Annotated in this window: 14 protein-coding genes; 9 read left to right on the plus strand and 5 right to left on the minus strand. The window is 60.1% G+C overall.

Going from position 1 to position 16,012, the window contains the following annotated elements; all coding sequences use genetic code 11:
* Positions 1–147: 147 nt before the first annotated feature.
* The 3 genes from QP995_RS09705 (at position 148) to QP995_RS09715 (ending at position 2,190) form a co-directional block, all read left to right on the plus strand.
* Positions 148–639, plus strand: a complete 492-nt coding sequence (locus QP995_RS09705) for a MarR family winged helix-turn-helix transcriptional regulator (RefSeq protein WP_284853156.1) — start codon at positions 148–150, stop codon at positions 637–639.
* 158 nt (positions 640–797) lie between these two features.
* Positions 798–1,730: a universal stress protein gene (locus QP995_RS09710; protein WP_069358890.1), complete on the plus strand. Its 933-nt coding sequence runs from the start codon at positions 798–800 to the stop codon at positions 1,728–1,730.
* 46 nt (positions 1,731–1,776) lie between these two features.
* Positions 1,777–2,190 (plus strand): hypothetical protein, encoded by a 414-nt coding sequence (locus tag QP995_RS09715; protein WP_049170083.1) that lies wholly within the window; start codon positions 1,777–1,779, stop codon positions 2,188–2,190.
* A 154-nt stretch (positions 2,191–2,344) separates the two neighbouring features.
* On the opposite strand, the gene leuS is transcribed toward QP995_RS09715, so the two are convergent.
* On the minus strand, positions 2,345–5,263 hold the full coding sequence (leuS, locus tag QP995_RS09720; protein WP_284853157.1) for a leucine--tRNA ligase: 2,919 nt from the start codon (positions 5,261–5,263) through the stop codon (positions 2,345–2,347).
* A gap of 60 nt (positions 5,264–5,323) precedes the next feature.
* On the opposite strand from leuS, the gene QP995_RS09725 reads away from it, so the two are divergent.
* The 4 genes from QP995_RS09725 (at position 5,324) to QP995_RS09740 (ending at position 9,158) form a co-directional block, all read left to right on the plus strand.
* Positions 5,324–5,935 carry an SdpI family protein gene (locus QP995_RS09725; RefSeq protein ID WP_070429062.1) on the plus strand — a complete coding sequence of 204 codons (612 nt, stop codon included), beginning with the start codon at positions 5,324–5,326 and terminating at the stop codon, positions 5,933–5,935.
* A 71-nt stretch (positions 5,936–6,006) separates the two neighbouring features.
* Positions 6,007–6,990 carry a bile acid:sodium symporter family protein gene (locus tag QP995_RS09730; RefSeq protein WP_016421713.1) on the plus strand — a complete coding sequence of 328 codons (984 nt, stop codon included), beginning with the start codon at positions 6,007–6,009 and terminating at the stop codon, positions 6,988–6,990.
* 108 nt (positions 6,991–7,098) lie between these two features.
* On the plus strand, positions 7,099–8,229 hold the full coding sequence (locus tag QP995_RS09735) for a DUF695 domain-containing protein (RefSeq protein WP_284853158.1): 1,131 nt from the start codon (positions 7,099–7,101) through the stop codon (positions 8,227–8,229).
* Between the two features lie 14 nt (positions 8,230–8,243).
* Positions 8,244–9,158 carry a hypothetical protein gene (locus QP995_RS09740; RefSeq protein WP_284853159.1) on the plus strand — a complete coding sequence of 305 codons (915 nt, stop codon included), beginning with the start codon at positions 8,244–8,246 and terminating at the stop codon, positions 9,156–9,158.
* A gap of 51 nt (positions 9,159–9,209) precedes the next feature.
* Here QP995_RS09740 and QP995_RS09745 read toward each other — a convergent pair whose 3' ends face one another.
* The 4 genes from QP995_RS09745 to QP995_RS09760 form a co-directional block, all read right to left on the minus strand.
* Positions 9,210–9,560, minus strand: coding sequence for a branched-chain amino acid transporter permease (locus tag QP995_RS09745; RefSeq protein WP_049170093.1), 351 nt, complete (start codon positions 9,558–9,560; stop codon positions 9,210–9,212).
* Positions 9,557–10,240, minus strand: coding sequence for an AzlC family ABC transporter permease (locus QP995_RS09750; protein WP_070652714.1), 684 nt, complete (start codon positions 10,238–10,240; stop codon positions 9,557–9,559). The genes QP995_RS09745 and QP995_RS09750 overlap by 4 nt, the downstream gene beginning before the upstream one ends.
* A gap of 111 nt (positions 10,241–10,351) precedes the next feature.
* Positions 10,352–10,993 carry a YqgE/AlgH family protein gene (locus tag QP995_RS09755; protein ID WP_048733149.1) on the minus strand — a complete coding sequence of 214 codons (642 nt, stop codon included), beginning with the start codon at positions 10,991–10,993 and terminating at the stop codon, positions 10,352–10,354.
* Positions 10,993–12,435, minus strand: a complete 1,443-nt coding sequence (locus QP995_RS09760) for a CCA tRNA nucleotidyltransferase (RefSeq protein WP_284853163.1) — start codon at positions 12,433–12,435, stop codon at positions 10,993–10,995. The genes QP995_RS09755 and QP995_RS09760 overlap by 1 nt, the downstream gene beginning before the upstream one ends.
* Positions 12,436–12,595: 160 nt before the next feature.
* On the opposite strand from QP995_RS09760, the gene QP995_RS09765 reads away from it, so the two are divergent.
* Together QP995_RS09765 and QP995_RS09770 are read left to right on the plus strand one after the other, a co-directional pair.
* Positions 12,596–13,453, plus strand: a complete 858-nt coding sequence (locus tag QP995_RS09765) for an NUDIX hydrolase (protein ID WP_191620910.1) — start codon at positions 12,596–12,598, stop codon at positions 13,451–13,453.
* A gap of 6 nt (positions 13,454–13,459) precedes the next feature.
* Positions 13,460–15,997 (plus strand): hypothetical protein, encoded by a 2,538-nt coding sequence (locus QP995_RS09770; protein WP_284853160.1) that lies wholly within the window; start codon positions 13,460–13,462, stop codon positions 15,995–15,997.
* The last annotated feature ends 15 nt before the right edge of the window (positions 15,998–16,012 follow it).

Consider the following 16,012-nt stretch of genomic DNA (forward strand, 5'->3'; position numbering starts at 1 on the left):
TTTAATGTTTTGTACTGGGGTTTTAGATGTTTGGTGGAAAATTCCTGGTGATTTCATCGCCGAAATCACCAGTTGTAGAAAAATAAATAGCACCCCAAATAAATTTCGTATTGGCAACTAGCACTGTTCGCATATAACATCGTCGCTATGACATTATCTTCGGGCTCGATTGGCAATCCTGATGCCGTTACTCCTCTGTCGCTCGCTAAGCGCATTCGCCCTCTCCTGACTCGCGCTGAGCTGCTCTACAGCCGCCGCTCCTCGGAGTCCCAGCTCAGCCGCGCGCAGCTGTCCATCATGATGACCCTGGAGGCACTGGGCGCCTGCCGTATCAGCCAGTTGGCTGAGGCCGAGGCCATCCGCATGCCCACCGCCTCCAACGCCGTGCACCACTTGGAGGTCGCCGGCATGGTGGAGCGCGTCCGCGACAGCAAAGACCGCCGTGGCGTCCGCGTTGAACTGACCGACCGTGGCCGTGAAGAGCTGCACCGTGTTTCTGAAGAGCGCAATCAGCAGATGGCGGAGATGTTCAGCACGCTGACCCAGGAAGAGCTGGAATTTGGTGCTGGTCTTGAGACGATTCTGTCCAAGATTCTCGAAAACTACCCGGAGCACCCAAAGACAAACCCAAACGTCTAGTCTCTTTTCCAGCTAGCCCTGCCCTCTTTAAGCCCACAGGCAGGATACATAGCTTTTACACTTCCTCGGTGCCGTTTTAAATATGCCCGCCTATCCACGTAGGCTATTACCCAGAAGCACCACTTGGATATTTCTGAGTAATCACAGGAGGATTAGCGATGGCTTCCCGCCCGCTTCGTATCATGATTGCGTGGCGTCCAGGCGAGTACGGCACCGAAACGCTTGCTTACGCCGCTTGGTTAGCTCGCACCACGAAGGTGCAGATTCGCGTTGTCAGCGCACTGTCGCGTGGCTGGCCGCTGACCTCACTGGCTCGGTTGAGCACCAATGACTCCTGGGTTTCCCACGAAACCGAGTCTCTTGAAAAAATCATCAAGGATGAGCTAAAGCTCGCTGGCCTGCGCAAGGGCATGCTTGACGACGATGCCGTACGGATCATCGAATCCTCCAGCGAATCCACAACTATCTGCAACGAAGCCGAAGAATTCGAAGCCGATGTGGTTTTGCTTGGCACCCGCCGAAGCAATACCAAGGACTGGACCGCCAAGAACCGCAGTCGCTTTACTGCGGGATCAACCTCGGATGCGCTGCTGCATTACTCGCCAATCCCGCTGGGATTGGCGATCCCCGGCGCGAAGCTTTCTAAGCACGGTGTGACCCGTGTCAGCATTTGCTACATTGACACCCCACAGTCGCACCACGCATTGAATAAGGCTGCTGACCTGGCATATCGCTGGGAAGTTCCCCTGCGTTTGGTCTCGTTTACGCCGCGTGGTGCGACCATGTACCCGACGGAGAACGGCTACGGCCCCTCCTCTGACCTGATGATTGAGTGGCGCGAGCAGGCTATGGGGCTGCTCGACCGCGGTATGGACCGCGCGCATACCCGTTACCCAGACCTTTCCATTGATGCGGAAGTAGCCTCCGGCAACGGTTGGGAAGAGGCCATTCAGTCCATCAAGTGGAAAAAGGGAGACTTGCTCGTTTTGGGTTCGTCTACTCTTGGCCCATTCGGGCGAATTTTCATCGGCTCGTCGACTAACCACATCGTTCGCCACAGCCCAGTGCCAATGCTGATTACTCCGGCCTAGTATGGCAGGCACATCAGACGGCATTTAGAGGCGAGGGGAGCAGAAGGTGGATAATTCATCGGAACGCAGTACACCAGAGCGCAATGAGGATGAAATCTTCGACGAGCTTGAGCGCAAGATGTATTCCGGCAAGCGCGCCTACATCTACACCGCGGGTGTGATTCTTACGACGCTGCTCGCGGGCCTCATTATTGGCATCGCCGGCGCCATTGTCGGTGGCCCCACCTGTGATGCGGGTAAGTCCAGCTTCCTCTGCTCCCGCACTTGGGAGATCCTTTTCCCCGTTGTCCCGGGCGTAATCTCCCTGGTCGGCTGCCTTTTGGGCTTTTGGCAGACCTACGTGGAGTGGAAAAACTTCCGCAACTGGCGCGCGTGGCTCGCTATGTGCTGGGTGCTCATGCCCTTCACTTTGATGTGGATGCTCTCCACATTCGGCGTCCTGATTCTGGGCGTTAAGTAGGGGTAAGAGGCGGCCAGCCTCGGAGCCACCCCTTGAGGCTTTTGCGAGAAAGTCTCAAGCGAGAAAGTGTCTGGGTTTATGTCAAATTTGAGCCGATTTTAGGCTTCAAACTGACATAAACCCAGACACTTTCTTGTAGGCATTAGCCTCCCGGCTACTTCTTCACAACCAGGTTGACCATCTTGCCCGGAACGACAATGACCTTCACGATATTGCCACCGGCGTTTTCCACAGCTGCGACAACCTTTTCGTCGGCACGCGCGGCGGCCTCGATGTCCTCGCGGGAAGCATCGGTAGCCACGTCAATGCGAGCGCGAACCTTGCCGTTAATCTGAACTGGCAGCTCAACGGTGTCGTCGACCAGCCACTTCTCGTCAACTGCCGGCCAGGGGCCGTGTGCCAGGGACTCGGTGTGGCCGAGACGGCTCCACAGTTCCTCCGCAATATGCGGCGCCACAGGGCCAAGCATGAGGGCCAGCGGCTCCACGGCGGCGCGCGGTGCACCGGCCGAACCGTAGGTCTTAGTCAGGTAGTTGACGTACTCAATGAGCTTTGCGACGGCCGTGTTGTCACGCAGCTCTGCGTAATCGGAGGTAACCCCTTCCACGGTGCGGTTGAGGGCCTTGAGGTCGTCGTCGGAAAGCGCTGCGTCCGTGACGGCGAGCTCACCGGAGTCCTCATTGACCACCAGGCGCCAAGCGCGCTGGAGGAAGCGCTGCGAGCCGACTAGATCCTTCGTCGCCCACGGGCGGGAGGTGTCCAGCGGACCCATGGCCATCTCGTAGACGCGCAGGGTGTCAGCGCCGTAGTTGTCGCAGACCTCGTCGGGGGAGACGGCGTTCTTCAGGGACTTGCCCATCTTGCCGTACTCCTGGAAAACTTCCAGGTCAGAGCCGTCTTCGGCGCCGCCCGGGATGAGGAACTTACCATCGCGCTCAACAACCTGATCCGCCGGCTGGTAGACACCACGGGCATCGGTGTAGGCGTAGGCCTGGATGTAGCCCTGGTTGAACAGACGGCGGTACGGCTCCTTGGAGGTCACGTAGCCGAGGTCGAAGAGGACCTTGTGCCAGAAGCGGGAGTAGAGCAGGTGCAGCACCGCGTGCTCGACGCCGCCGACGTAGAGGTCGACGCCGCCTGGATCGTCCTTACCGTGCGTCTCCGGGCGGGGGCCGGTCCAGTAGCGCTCGTTTTCCAGGTCGACGAACTTTTCAGCGTTGTTCGGGTCGATGTAGCGCAGCTGGTACCAGGAGGAACCTGCCCAGTTCGGCATGACGTTGGTGTCACGGCGGTACTTCTTCTTGCCGTCGCCGAGGTCGAGCTCGACGTTGACCCAGTCAGTGGCCTTGTCCAGTGGAGCCTTTGGCTCGGTGTCGGCATCGTCCGGGTCGAATGTGACCGGCTTGTAGTCCTCGACCTCCGGCAGCTCGACCGGAAGCATGGACTCGGGCAGTGCGTGGGCGTGACCGTCCTCGTCGTAGACGATGGGGAAGGGCTCGCCCCAGTAGCGCTGGCGGGCGAACAGCCAGTCGCGCAGCTTGTACTGGATCTTCTCGTGGCCAGCACCTTCCTTCTCCAACCACTCAATGACGGTGGCGATGGCGATGTCCTTGTCCAGGCCATTGATGTCCAGGCCGGAGTCATTGGCGGAGTTCACGCACGTACCGTTACCGACGTACGCCTCCTTTGCAATGTCACCACCTGCAACAACCTCGCGGATTGGCAGACCGAAGGCAGTGGCGAACTCGTAGTCGCGCTCATCGTGGGCCGGGACAGCCATGATGGCACCGGTGCCGTAGCCAATCAGGACGTAGTCGGAAATGAATACCGGCACCTGTTCGCCGCTGACCGGGTTGGTGGCGTAAGCGCCCAGGAAGACGCCGGTCTTCTCCTTGTTCTCCTGGCGCTCCAAGTCGGACTTGGAGGCAATTGCGGCGCGGTAAGCGGCGACGGCCTCGGCTGGGGTTTCCTCGCCGAAGGTCCAGCGCTCATCCACACCCTCGTAGGAACCACTACCGGCTTCAACCAGCTGATCCACCAGCTCGTGCTCAGGAGCGAGCACCATGTAGGAGGCTCCGAAGAGAGTGTCCGGGCGAGTGGTGAAGACCCTGATCTTGGTGGAGACCTTCGGGCCGACCTCAGCTGCGAAGTCAACCTCGGCACCGCGGGAGCGACCGATCCAGTTGCGCTGCATGGACTTGACCTTGTCCGGCCAGTCCAGCAGCTCCAGGTCGTCGACCAGGCGATCAGCGTATGCGGTGATGCGCATCATCCACTGGCCCAGCCGCTTGCGGAACACCGGGAAGTTACCGCGCTCCGAACGGCCCTCGGCGGTCACTTCCTCGTTGGACAGCACAGTGCCGAGGCCCGGACACCAGTTGACCATCGAATTCGACTGGTAGACCAGACGGAACTCATCCACGGCTTCGCGCTGCTCGGTCTCGCTGAGCTCAGCGTAGACGCGACCGTCCTTGGTAGCCATCTCGCCCGACTCCAACAGTGGAATCAGCTCATCGATGCGACGGGCCTTCTTCTGATCCTCATCGAACCAGGCGTTGTAAATCTGCAGGAAAATCCACTGCGTCCACTTGTAGTAGTCCTGGTCAGTGGTCGCGAAAACACGGCGGCGGTCATGGCCAAGTCCCAGGCGGCCCAGCTGTCGCTCCATGTTGGCGATATTCGTTTCCGTCGTCACGCGCGGGTGCGTACCGGTCTGGATTGCGAACTGCTCCGCCGGCAGGCCGAAGGCGTCATAGCCCAGGGTGTGCAGCACGTTTGCGCCCTGCATGCGGTGGAAGCGCGCGAAGACGTCGGTGGCGATGTATCCCAGCGGGTGGCCTACGTGCAGACCGACACCGGACGGGTACGGGAACATGTCCTGGACGAAAAGCTTGTCCTTCGGCGGAGTCGAGCCGTCGGCAGCTGCCAAATCGCCCACCGGGTTGGGGGCGTAGAAGGTGCCGTTATCTTTCCAATACGCCTGCCACTTTCCCTCTAGCTGAGTCGCCAGCTCGGGGGAGTAGCGGTAGTCGGTGGCTTCTGCCGAGGACGAGGACTTTTCGCTGTTGGTCATGGTCTCACAGTCTAATAGGTGCGTTTGGCACGTGCTCAACCACCTATATAAATTGGAAGCATGATTGTCATCCCTGTAATTACCCTGGTTCTGGCTGTTTGCATAGCCGTTGTCGCTGGTTTGGCATGGTCGGCGAAACTGCCGGGTAATAACTGGATCGGAATTCGTGCGCCTGAGGCTCGAAAGTCCCAGGAAAACTGGGATATTACGCACCGCGTTGCCGGCCCGCCGTGGGCTGTGTCCGCTGTCGCTTTCCTCGGTGCCACCATGCTCGGCTTCCTCGCCATCCGCCCGGAGGCCTCTGGTTGGATGTGGCTGTGGTACGCCGTCGCTCTGCTCGCCGGTATCGCCATGCTCGGCATTGGTGCGGCTATCGGCTCGCACACCATCGCGCTTTACGACGCCAAGGTCTCCGCCGAGTCCGGCTCCGGTTGTGGGTGCGGCGACGGTGACAGCGGCTGTGGCTGTGGCTCCGCCGCCACTGATGCCACCGACACTGCGGCTGATGATGCCTGCTGCTCCGACAACCCGGCAGCAGACTGCGGTGTCTCCGGTGGCTGCAGCTCCTGTGGTCTGGAAGGACTGTGCACGGACAAGGGCTCATCCGCGAATGCCACTTTCAAGCCTGTGGACAAGGATGCGCTGCGCAAGGCAGCTGAGCAGAAGAAGTAAAAAATTATTGCAGAGAAAAGCTTCTGCAAAACAGTAAGACAACCTCTGGTTGCCCACTAAGCTATTTGTCCATGTGGCAACGAATTGTGAATTGGCGTCCAGATCCCCTCATCGTCGGTATCGTTGCTGCAGCGATACTGGCGATTATTTTTCCTGCAAGCGGCACTACCGCTGAGGTTTTCAGCTGGGCCACAAAGATCGCCATTGGCTTCTTGTTCTTCCTCTATGGCGCGCGCCTGAGCCCGCAGGATGCGTTGGCCGGTGTTAAGCATTGGCGGCTGCACATAACCATTCTGGCTTTCACATTCGTGCTGTTCCCAATCCTCGGCCTGCTGATGAAACCCCTGGATTGGATTCTTTCTCCTGGCCTCTACCTGGGCATTTTGTACATGACGCTGGCACCGTCGACGGTGCAGTCGAGTGTGAACTTCACGTCCATCGCCAAGGGCAATGTCGCCGGCGCAATCGTCAGTGCCTCGGCATCTAACCTGCTGGGCATTGTGGTCACACCGGTGCTGGTGATGCTACTGATGGCCACCGGCGGCGGCATTCATGTGGATTCGTCGGTGTTCTTGGATATTTCGCTGCAGTTGCTGCTGCCATTCGCAATCGGCCAGCTCACTCGCCGTTGGACCCTGAAGTTTGCCGCCGCGAAGACGACTAAGAACGTTGACCGCCTATCTATCGCAATGGTCGTTTACGCGGCGTTCTCCGAGGGCATGGTGCAGGGCATCTGGTCGAAGGTGCCGGCAGGGGACATTGTCATCCTGTGTGTGCTTTCGGTCGTGCTGGTGGAATTCGTTTTGCGGTTGTCCGGATTCATCGCAAATAAGATGGGCTTCGACCGCAAGGACCGCATTGCGATTCAGTTCTGCGGTTCGAAGAAGTCGCTGGCCACCGGTCTGCCCATGGCTGCCGTTATCTTTGGTGCCGATGCCAGCCTCTACATTTTGCCGCTGATGATTTTCCACCAGATTCAGCTGATGATCTGTGCGGTCTACGCCGCTCGCTGGGGCAAGGAAGCAGAAGCTGAGCCGGAGCCACAACCCGCTTAACGCGGTCTAGCGCATGGACCCGAGGGGCGAATCCGGCTTGGCACATATACTGGGGCGCACAACATATGGTTCGGTTTTAAACGAGCAAACGAAAGTGTGAGATTCAATATGGCTAACGAGAATCCGGCTCCGTTCTCCCCGGAACAGCGCGCCGCAGAAGAGACCGCGATCAATGAGTTCTGGTCGTGGTGGAACTCTTTTGGCGCCGATGCGCTCGACTCTATGTTTAGTGTCCAGCTCGGTATCGATGGTGCTCCGAACGCCGCCGATGTGGACATTATTGATGTCCAGAAGGAGGTCGGCGGCCGCATCGCCGCTATTAATGACCGGCTCATCTGGGGGTTTGAGGCTGGCGCTCCGTATTCTCGCCACCTTCTGACTGTTAGCGCTGCCGGCGATCCGGAGCTGCGTCCGGTCGCTCGCCGTTGGCTGGAGGCCGCGCCTGACGACGGCGCGGTGTGGTCTTTCACCGACCTCCGTCAGGCGGATCCGGCGATGAAGCTGTCGCTGGGGGATGTCGCGGCCACGTTAGTTGCACAGGGTGCGCTCGAGGCCGATGCTCCGGCCGAGGTCGATCCGGCAGACGCACGCGTGGCTGTTAGCAGTGGTCATGGGGCAGTGGACGTTCGTCTATTCCACCCGCTGTTCCCGGCAATTGCTCAGTTGGAGGACGGTGAGCGCTTGGTAGCTCAGCTCGGTTTCACGCTGCTGCAGCTGGCTCTGGGGGAGGAGGACTTCGGCCTATGGCTACGCGGTTTTGCCTTCGCCGGCGAGGAGCCGGAAGGTGCGATCCCGCTACCGGAGCTGGGCGGTGTCGTCGAGAAGCTCGCGGAAGAGTGCCCCGAGTGGCTCACCATTGATGCCGAAGCCAACGGCCAGCCGCTCGTCGTCGCCACCCGCGCTCCGATTACGCAGCTGGTGAGCCCGACTATGACGCAGCATGTGCTGATTCAGCTCATGCTCGGCAATATTGATGACAAGGGCTTGCCGACGGACGAATCGAAGGAATCCCTCTCCGAGTTCAATACCGCTGCCGCTGAAGCCATCGCTGAGGACAAGGGTATTTTTGTCGCAACTGAGCAATCCGATGGCATGGCTCTGATGCACTTCTTTATTGACCCGGCATCTGATGCGGAGGCGGGTCTGCGAGCTGTTGCGGAGACGTGGGCCGAGGGAGAGCATATCGTCGATACCGGTTACGATCCAGCTTGGCAGCGCGTCGGTCACCTGCGCGTGTAGATTGGTTTTTTGTTATGAACGCTCGTCATCGTCTTACTCCACGGCCTTCCCGCGCGATTCGCATGGGTCTTACCGGTGTCATCGCTGTCACCAGCCTTCCGCTGGCAGCTGGAAACGTCGCTGCGGCTCCGCAGCCAAAACTGACTCCACAGGGCACTATTGATGCTCCGGGGCGAACCCAGATCAGCTTTACCCACACCCCAAGTGGCACGCACTACGGTACGGCGAACGAGAATGAAGCTCGTCCGGGGCTTTCGATTGTCAAGCTCTACATTGCGGACTACGTCTTCAAACATGGCACAGAAGCGGACAAGGCGAAGGCCACAGAGATGATTCGCTACTCCGATGACAATATCGCCAGTGAGCTCTATGGCCGTTACCCGGATTCCATCAACGCCACTGCGCGTGAATACGGCCTCAGCAACACCCACGATGCAGGTCACTGGGGAAATTCAACTACGTCCAGCGCGGACACTGTGAAGTTCCTGGAGGCCAAGAAGCGTGAGAACACTTCTGACCCGGTTCTGGTTGCTATGAGCACCGCGTCACCTGTGGCAGCGGATGACTACCGTCAGGATTACGGCACCGCCACGCTGCCGGGTGTTATTGGCACAAAGTGGGGTTGGTCCGATGACCGCCAGAGCGTTCACGCCTCGGCATCCATTGGACCTGACTTCAGCGTCGCTGCTAACACCTACGGCACGAAGGAAACTCACACCAGCGATGTTCAGAATGCCTTCGACGGCACGCTGGGCACTCCATCGCTGCCTGGCCTGCCCGACAGCCCGAGCCTGCCGGGCATCCCAAGCGTCCCGAACCTGCCCGAGAGCCCGAATCTCGGCGAACTACTGAATCTGCCGGAAACTCCGCAGCTGCCCCAGATTCCGGGACTACCGGACTTCACTGGTCAGGTACCGTCGCAGTTCTAGCCACTGCCGCTAGTCGCTGGTCTGCTGGCACCGTCCCACACACAGCGCACCTCACGCGACAAGGTTCACGAGGACCATATACAGCGCCGTGCCTACAAAAATCGAAATCACGGTGTTGCGCCGCCACCAGTGCAGGCCAACGGTGACGGCCAGCGCTACGGGCACGGCCCAGGCAGCGCCGGGGTCGCCACTCTCACCGCTGAGTCCTAGCCGCCCGAAGACGGTGTAGGCAACCAACGCCACCATGACTCCAACCGGCATGGTCGTGCCGAGGAACTCGAACAGGGGAGACCCCTTCAGAGTGCGCACGAATGCAAACGGCAGCGCACGCAGCGCAAGAGTCACCGTACCCATCGCAAAGAGCGCGGCAAGCACATAGCCGGAATCGGGCATCGCGGTCATGCTCGCTCTCCCTCCGTCGTACGCTGATTGCTTGCCGACGTCATGCGCATCACCCGATCCACCCGCGGTGACCACACGCGCAACAGCAGCAGGCCGAAGTACATCAGCAGTCCGATAACCAGCATCTGGTTCGGGTTAATCAGCCAGCCCACCAGCGTGCAGACGATAGCGGACAGGGGCAGTGACCAGTCCTTAGAAGTCTCAAACGCGTCCATGGCCAGCACCGTAAAGAGCGCCACCAGTGCGAACTCGGCACCGCGGATACCCTCGGGCAGTGCTGCGCCGGTTAGCGCCCCGACAATGCCGGAGCCCACCCACAATAACTGGCAGAGAATCTGAATCGTCAGCAGTCGGTGGCCCGACATCTTTTCGTCCGCATTTGCCGCAGAGACGATGGCATACGACTCGTCGGTAAGCGCGTATGTGGAGTATGCGCGACCGAGACGAGACTGTATCCGGTCGCGTGGGAACGTCAGCCCATAGAAGACGTGGCGGAAGTTGACCATAAAGGACGTCACGGCACAGCCGAGCAGACCCGTATGCGCCATAACCAGGCCGACAGCGAGGAATTCCATCGACCCCGCGTAGACCACGAAGGAGAAGATGGGGGCCCACCACCAGCTAAAGCCAGTCTGTGCGATGAGCAGGCCGAATGCGAGCCCCAGCGGAATGAGTCCCATGCCCACGGGCAGTGTCTGCCGGATGCCGGCAGCTATGTCGCTGCGGTCGCTGTTTCCTGTGGCGCTACTTCCTTCAGCCCTGTTTCCTTCGGTATTGATGTGCTCACTCATCTAGTTGTCACGTACATCTACGGGGTAGGTGCCATACAGTGGCAGCGGCCATGGCTGACGGCGCATGCAATCACCCCAGATGTCCGCGGCAGCAGGAGCGAGTACATCAGAGGGCAGGGCAGGGGCGACGTACCAGTCACCGCGGTCGAGCTCGTCTTCCAGCTGTCCCGGGTCCCAGCCTGCGTAACCGGCGAAGATGCGTGCGCCATCTATGCGGTCGCGTACGTCCTCCGGCTCCGCACCGAGGTTGACCAGCGCAAACCTGTGGGCGATGCGTTCCATCAGCGGGGTACCGGTAATACTGTCGGTCTCCTCTGGGAGGGTGGCGCCGTTTCGCACCACACCAATGCAGATTGGCTGTGTCTGGTTGACCGGACCCCCGACGTAGAGCACCGGCGGCTTGGCCATCAGCGGCGCCCAAGGCTCGAGCACATTGTGCACCGGCGTCTGCGAACGCTGCGTGAGATCGACACCAAGGGTGCCGTGTTCATCGTGCTCAATGAGGAAAATCACCGAGCGGGAAAACTCCGGCGAGAGCATGCCGGGTGCTGCGAGCAGCAGCATACCGGCAGCCGGGTCGTTGCGCTCAAGGCTGGTAAAAAGCCGGTCGCCGTAGAGATTTTCCGGATTAATCGATGCCATTAGCTCTCACTTTCGCTTTCAGCCTGCTCACCGGACTGCTCGTACCACCATTTCTTCAGCGCCAAGATAGCATCTTCACGCTCCAGCGGACCGGACTCCAATCGCAGCTCTTTCAGGTAATTCCAGGCCTGTCCGACTTCTTTGCCGGGCTTCAGGTCCAGAATTTCCATGATTTCGTTGCCATCCAGGTCGGGGCGGACGCGTGCGAGGTCCTCCTGCTCGGCGAGCTCCTTGATTCGCGCTTCCAGGCTGTCGCAGGCTCGTGCGAGGCGTGCTGCTTTACGACGGTTTCTCGTCGTACAGTCGGCCCGCACGATTTTGTTGAGTCGTTCCAACAAATCTCCGGCGTCGTTGACATAACGTCGCACCGCCGAGTCCGTCCACTTGCCTTCGCCATAGCCGTGGAAGCGCATGTGCAAGTAGACCAGCTGGGAGATTTCATGGCTAATTTTCTTCGGAAACTTCAACTTGCGCAGGCGGCGACGCACCAGCTTCGCACCGACGACCTCGTGCTGGTAGAAGGTGACATTGCCCTGCTCGTTGTAGGCGCGGGTAGCGGGCTTACCACAGTCGTGCAGCAGTGCCGCCCAGCGCAGCACGAGGTCCGGTTCACCGGGTTCTTCCTGATCAATAGCCTGCCGCATGACCTGCAGGGAGTGTTGATAGACATCCTTGTGCTGGCGGTGTTCATCCTGCGTCATGCGCATATCGGAAATCTCCGGCAGCACGCGGTCGGCCAACCCCGATTCCACCATCAGGTCGATACCACGGCTGGGATCTGCCCCCAGGATGAGCTTGTTCAGCTCAGTGGAGATGCGCTCAACCGTGATGCGGTCAATTTCGCTGGACATTTCCTTCAACGCCTTGAGTACGCGCGGCGCCACGTCGAACCCGAGCTGGGATGCGAAGCGGCAGGCACGCAGCATGCGCAGGGGATCATCGCCAAAGCTGACCTCCGGCGCCCCCGGGGTGTCCAAGACACCCGCGACAAGATCCTCGAAACCTCCGAGCGGGTCGAGGAAGGTGCGAGTGCCGTCGCCATGCAGTTCAACGGCGATGGCGTTACAGCGGAAGTCACGGCGGATTAGATCGCCTTCCAGCGTGTCGCCGAAAGTGACCTCCGGATTGCGACTGACCTGGTCGTACGTATCCGCACGGAACGTGGTGATCTCCACCTGACGGCCATGCCGCTCTGCGGACAGCGTGCCAAATTCAATGCCGGTATCCCAGACAATGTCCGCCCAGTCATCAAGAATCGCGCGCGTCACCTCCGGGCGTGCGTCGGTGGTGAAATCGAGATCCACGCCCAGTCGCCCTAAGAGAGCATCGCGCACAGAACCGCCCACAAGGTACAGACGGTGGCCAGCTGCACTAAACGCAGCTGCCAGCGAATCGAGAATCTCCGACTCCTTGGCAATCTCCTGATCCGCCACTGCCAGCATTGCCGTCCTGCGCACCTGTGGGTCCGCATCAGCAGCCGCCGGAGTAGCGCCGTGAGGTGTAGTCGCCCCGGGCTGGTCACCATTTGTCGTTGAAGGAGTCGATTGTGTCACGACCGACACAATACCCGCTTATACCTATAAACCCGGTAGTCTAAGTGGAATGAACAACGTGGTACGCAATGACAACTCGGCGGCGAAGAGCCGTCGACGTCGTCGGCGACCGCGCAGAAGGGGTGGCGCTTCCGCGTCCACCAACACCAATAGCGCTACTACCAGCGGAAATTCCGCAAAACGCAGTGGCTCCAGTGCCAATGGCCCCAAATCGGCCAAGCCAAACTCCGGTGGCGCCAAGAAATCTTCCAAATCACCGAAGTCGGCACGACCCTCGAAGCAGTCGAACAACCGCGGTGGCCGTAAGAACGGCCAGGATAGGAACAATCGCCGTCGTCACGCACAGACGAAGCGCACGAACAATCGCCGTGCGCACTCGTCGCGCGCGCAAAATGCAGCGCCGATGCAGACCTCGATTGAGACTTCGGCGGGCGGACTGGTCGTCTCGGGTCTGGCCGAGGCGGTCGGCGAGGGCGGCAAGGTCGACCTGTCGCGGATTTATGTCGCGCTGATTGGTCGGCACGACCGCCGCGGGCGCCTGCTGTGGTCAATGCCCAAGGGCCATGTCGAGCCCGGCGAAGCTTTCGATTCCACCGCCGAACGTGAGGTGTGGGAAGAAACGGGCATTCGCGGCGAGGTCATCGAGGAGCTCGGTGTGATTGACTACTGGTTTGTCTCCGATGGCACGCGGATTCACAAGACCGTGCACCATCACCTTCTGCGCTACGTCGATGGCGATTTGAACGACGAAGATCCCGAGGTCACTCAGGTCATGTGGGTCCCGGTAGACACCCTGGTGGAGCGGTTGGCCTACGCTGACGAACGCAAACTGGCCCGGCGCGCGCACAATCTGCTGCCCGATCTCGCCCGCGCGGAAAAGCGAGCAGGCCGGCAGACGCCGAGGTGATTGCGCATGTTCAGGTTGCAGTTGCCAAGGAATGTTGTTCGTAAAGTCACGGCCGCCACCGCAGCGCTCATACTGTGCTTGCCGACGGCCGTTGCGCCCCCAGCTTTTGCGCAAGATGAGCAGTTGTGGGGCAGTGGTACCAATCGAGTCGGTGAACAGGGACCCCTTCGGCTTTCGATAACCAGCTTCGCTCCGCATGTCGCGGCTCTACATTCGACACTGACCATCAAGGTGCAGGTGCACAACACCTCCAACGCGGATATCAGCAATGTTGCGCTGCGCCCACAGCGGGCCGGCGCACTAGCTTCCTCTGCAGATGCGCAGACGATTCTCGCTGAGCCTGAATCGGTGTTTGATGTGGCTGGTACCTTCAGTGCCCCCATCGAGCTGAAAGCGGGCGAGACGCGTGAGGTTACGCTAAGTGTTCCTATCTCCGCACCGGCCCCAGAAGGACTCGACATCACGGAAGCCGGCACGTTTCCGCTGCTCATCAACGCTAACGGGCAACCGGAAGATGACATCGACCGCCTGCTGGCGGAAACACGCGCACTGCTACCGGTGACGGATTCGCAAGCTGCAGGTGATGAGCCGGAACCGCCTGCCGGTGATGAGAACGACAACGATGAGACCGACAATTCCGATGCGCCCACCCGCCGCGACCCAGTGCCGTTTTCGCTGATTTGGCCCATCAGCCAGCCAGTGCCACTGGTCGGCGGTGAGACCGGTGACGCACCCTCGTCGCCGAATCTCATCCTCACCGACAATTCTTTGGCCGAGTCTCTCGAACGCGGTGGCCGCCTCGACGGTTTGCTCACCTCGTTGGAAAAGGGCTTTGCCGGCCCGGATGGGCAGAGGTTGCGGGAATCGACCTGCATCGCCATCGACCCGGAGACCCTCGACGCAATCTCCAGGATGACCCGCGAATACTGGATTGGCACCAGCCGCCCAAGTCCTGTGGAGTCCTCTCCGCGACTGCGGGATTCCTGGGGAAACGCGGATGACACCAATCTCACGCATATGCCCGCCAGTGACAATGCTGCCGACTGGCTTAACCGGCTGCACGATCTCACACAGGACACGTGCACACTGTCACTGCCGTGGGGCGGCACCGATGCCAGCGCCGTAGCTCGCGTGGCGGATCAAGAGCTTTCCATGGAGGCACTCGCCGCTGGTCGGCAGACCATCGCCAAGCATTTGGACGTTCAGACACTGCCGGGTATCTATTTGCCCGCCGAGGGATACGTAACGTCGGAAAGCGCCCCGCTGTACTCGGCGGCGACAGCTCTGAACGGAACCACTCCGGAGCGCGCATTCGAAGACCGCGTAGATACCGGCGAGACGATGCCTCCCTCGCCCACTCCACGCGAAGCCGCGCACGACACCACCGTATTAGTCGCGGACAACACCGCCTTCACCGCCGATGGTCAGACACTGCGCCCCGGCCATAGTGGCGTGCTTGCCGACGGTAGCCGCGCCTTCGCCCTCCCTGGGGCACTGACAACCTCTCTGGCTGCAACAGGGCGGTCTCCCCAGACTGTGGCGTATTCGAATCTGCTCGGACGCTACGATTTCCGAATCGACTCCGAAGCTGCACGGATGCAGACAGCGATTGGCACTCTGTTCCAATCATTGACTGATTCGGATGACCCTCGCGCGGCTGTGGTGGCAGCACCGCCGTCCGGTTGGGATCCACGCGCTAGCGACGCTGAAGATTTCATGGCTGCGGTCAGGAAAGCCGTGGACGATAACCTGGCTGAGCTGACTCCGCTGATGGACTCCATCACCGCTTCAGCTCACGACCTGGATGCGGGCTCGGTTACTCCAATTGACGAGCTTGCCGATCCCGCGCCAGTGAGTGAGACGCTCGTGGAGAAGGCTCAACTGGCCTCCCGCGAAATCACGGACCTGACCACAATCATGTCCAACGATCCCAATGTCGCACTGACGCGGTATGAATTCACCCGTCCCCTGCGGCACGACTTGCTGCGCTCGTTTACAACTCTCGGCCGGCGAAATCAGCTGCAGTCAACTGACGTGCAGCGGCGGAGCGAAGAACTCAGCGACCAGGCACTGATTATGAATCGACGCCTGCGCAATTCGGTGACGTTGGTAGCTCCCGGCGGTGTCTACACCCGCGCAACGCAGCTGTCGCCGATTGCGGTGCTGGCTCGCAATGGCCTGCCGCTGCCGGTTCCCGCGTTCGTGCGCGTCGGCGCTGGAGATTCGGTGTTGGAGGAGAAGTATGAGGCCGCCATCCCCGCCAAGGGGTCGGTGACTGTTCAGTTCACTCCGAAGTCGGGTGATGATGCAGAATCTACTCCGGCAACCAATGCTCCAGAGGGAGACCGGCCACGGGATAGTGGAGACAACTCCCACAATCTGTTGCTGTGGCTCGAATCACCTGGCGGCACGCCCATTTCCCGATCAGTGAGTATTTCCGTGCAATCGGGCGCTTCGGTTGGGGTTTTGGCTATCGTGACCCTCGTCATCGTCACTGTTGGTGGGTTTTTTGCCGCAAAACGGTCACAGTACTTTCGGAAATAGACCCCCTTTTAAGCA

Source organism: Corynebacterium sp. MSK032 (assembly GCF_030232065.1).
Lineage (GTDB): Bacteria > Actinomycetota > Actinomycetes > Mycobacteriales > Mycobacteriaceae > Corynebacterium > Corynebacterium jeikeium_D.

Excerpts from the sequence above, each read along its gene's own strand:
- QP995_RS09705 (WP_284853156.1), top strand. The coding sequence starts at position 148 with ATGACATTATCTTCGGGCTCGATTGGCAATCCTGATGCCGTTACTCCT.
- QP995_RS09710 (WP_069358890.1), top strand. The coding sequence starts at position 798 with ATGGCTTCCCGCCCGCTTCGTATCATGATTGCGTGGCGTCCAGGCGAG.
- leuS (WP_284853157.1), bottom strand. The coding sequence starts at position 5,263 with ATGACCAACAGCGAAAAGTCCTCGTCCTCGGCAGAAGCCACCGACTAC.
- QP995_RS09725 (WP_070429062.1), top strand. The coding sequence starts at position 5,324 with ATGATTGTCATCCCTGTAATTACCCTGGTTCTGGCTGTTTGCATAGCC.
- QP995_RS09730 (WP_016421713.1), top strand. The coding sequence starts at position 6,007 with ATGTGGCAACGAATTGTGAATTGGCGTCCAGATCCCCTCATCGTCGGT.
- QP995_RS09735 (WP_284853158.1), top strand. The coding sequence starts at position 7,099 with ATGGCTAACGAGAATCCGGCTCCGTTCTCCCCGGAACAGCGCGCCGCA.
- QP995_RS09740 (WP_284853159.1), top strand. The coding sequence starts at position 8,244 with ATGAACGCTCGTCATCGTCTTACTCCACGGCCTTCCCGCGCGATTCGC.
- QP995_RS09745 (WP_049170093.1), bottom strand. The coding sequence starts at position 9,560 with ATGACCGCGATGCCCGATTCCGGCTATGTGCTTGCCGCGCTCTTTGCG.
- QP995_RS09750 (WP_070652714.1), bottom strand. The coding sequence starts at position 10,240 with ATGGGACTCATTCCGCTGGGGCTCGCATTCGGCCTGCTCATCGCACAG.
- QP995_RS09755 (WP_048733149.1), bottom strand. The coding sequence starts at position 10,993 with ATGGCATCGATTAATCCGGAAAATCTCTACGGCGACCGGCTTTTTACC.
- QP995_RS09760 (WP_284853163.1), bottom strand. The coding sequence starts at position 12,435 with ATGCTGGCAGTGGCGGATCAGGAGATTGCCAAGGAGTCGGAGATTCTC.
- QP995_RS09765 (WP_191620910.1), top strand. The coding sequence starts at position 12,596 with ATGAACAACGTGGTACGCAATGACAACTCGGCGGCGAAGAGCCGTCGA.
- QP995_RS09770 (WP_284853160.1), top strand. The coding sequence starts at position 13,460 with ATGTTCAGGTTGCAGTTGCCAAGGAATGTTGTTCGTAAAGTCACGGCC.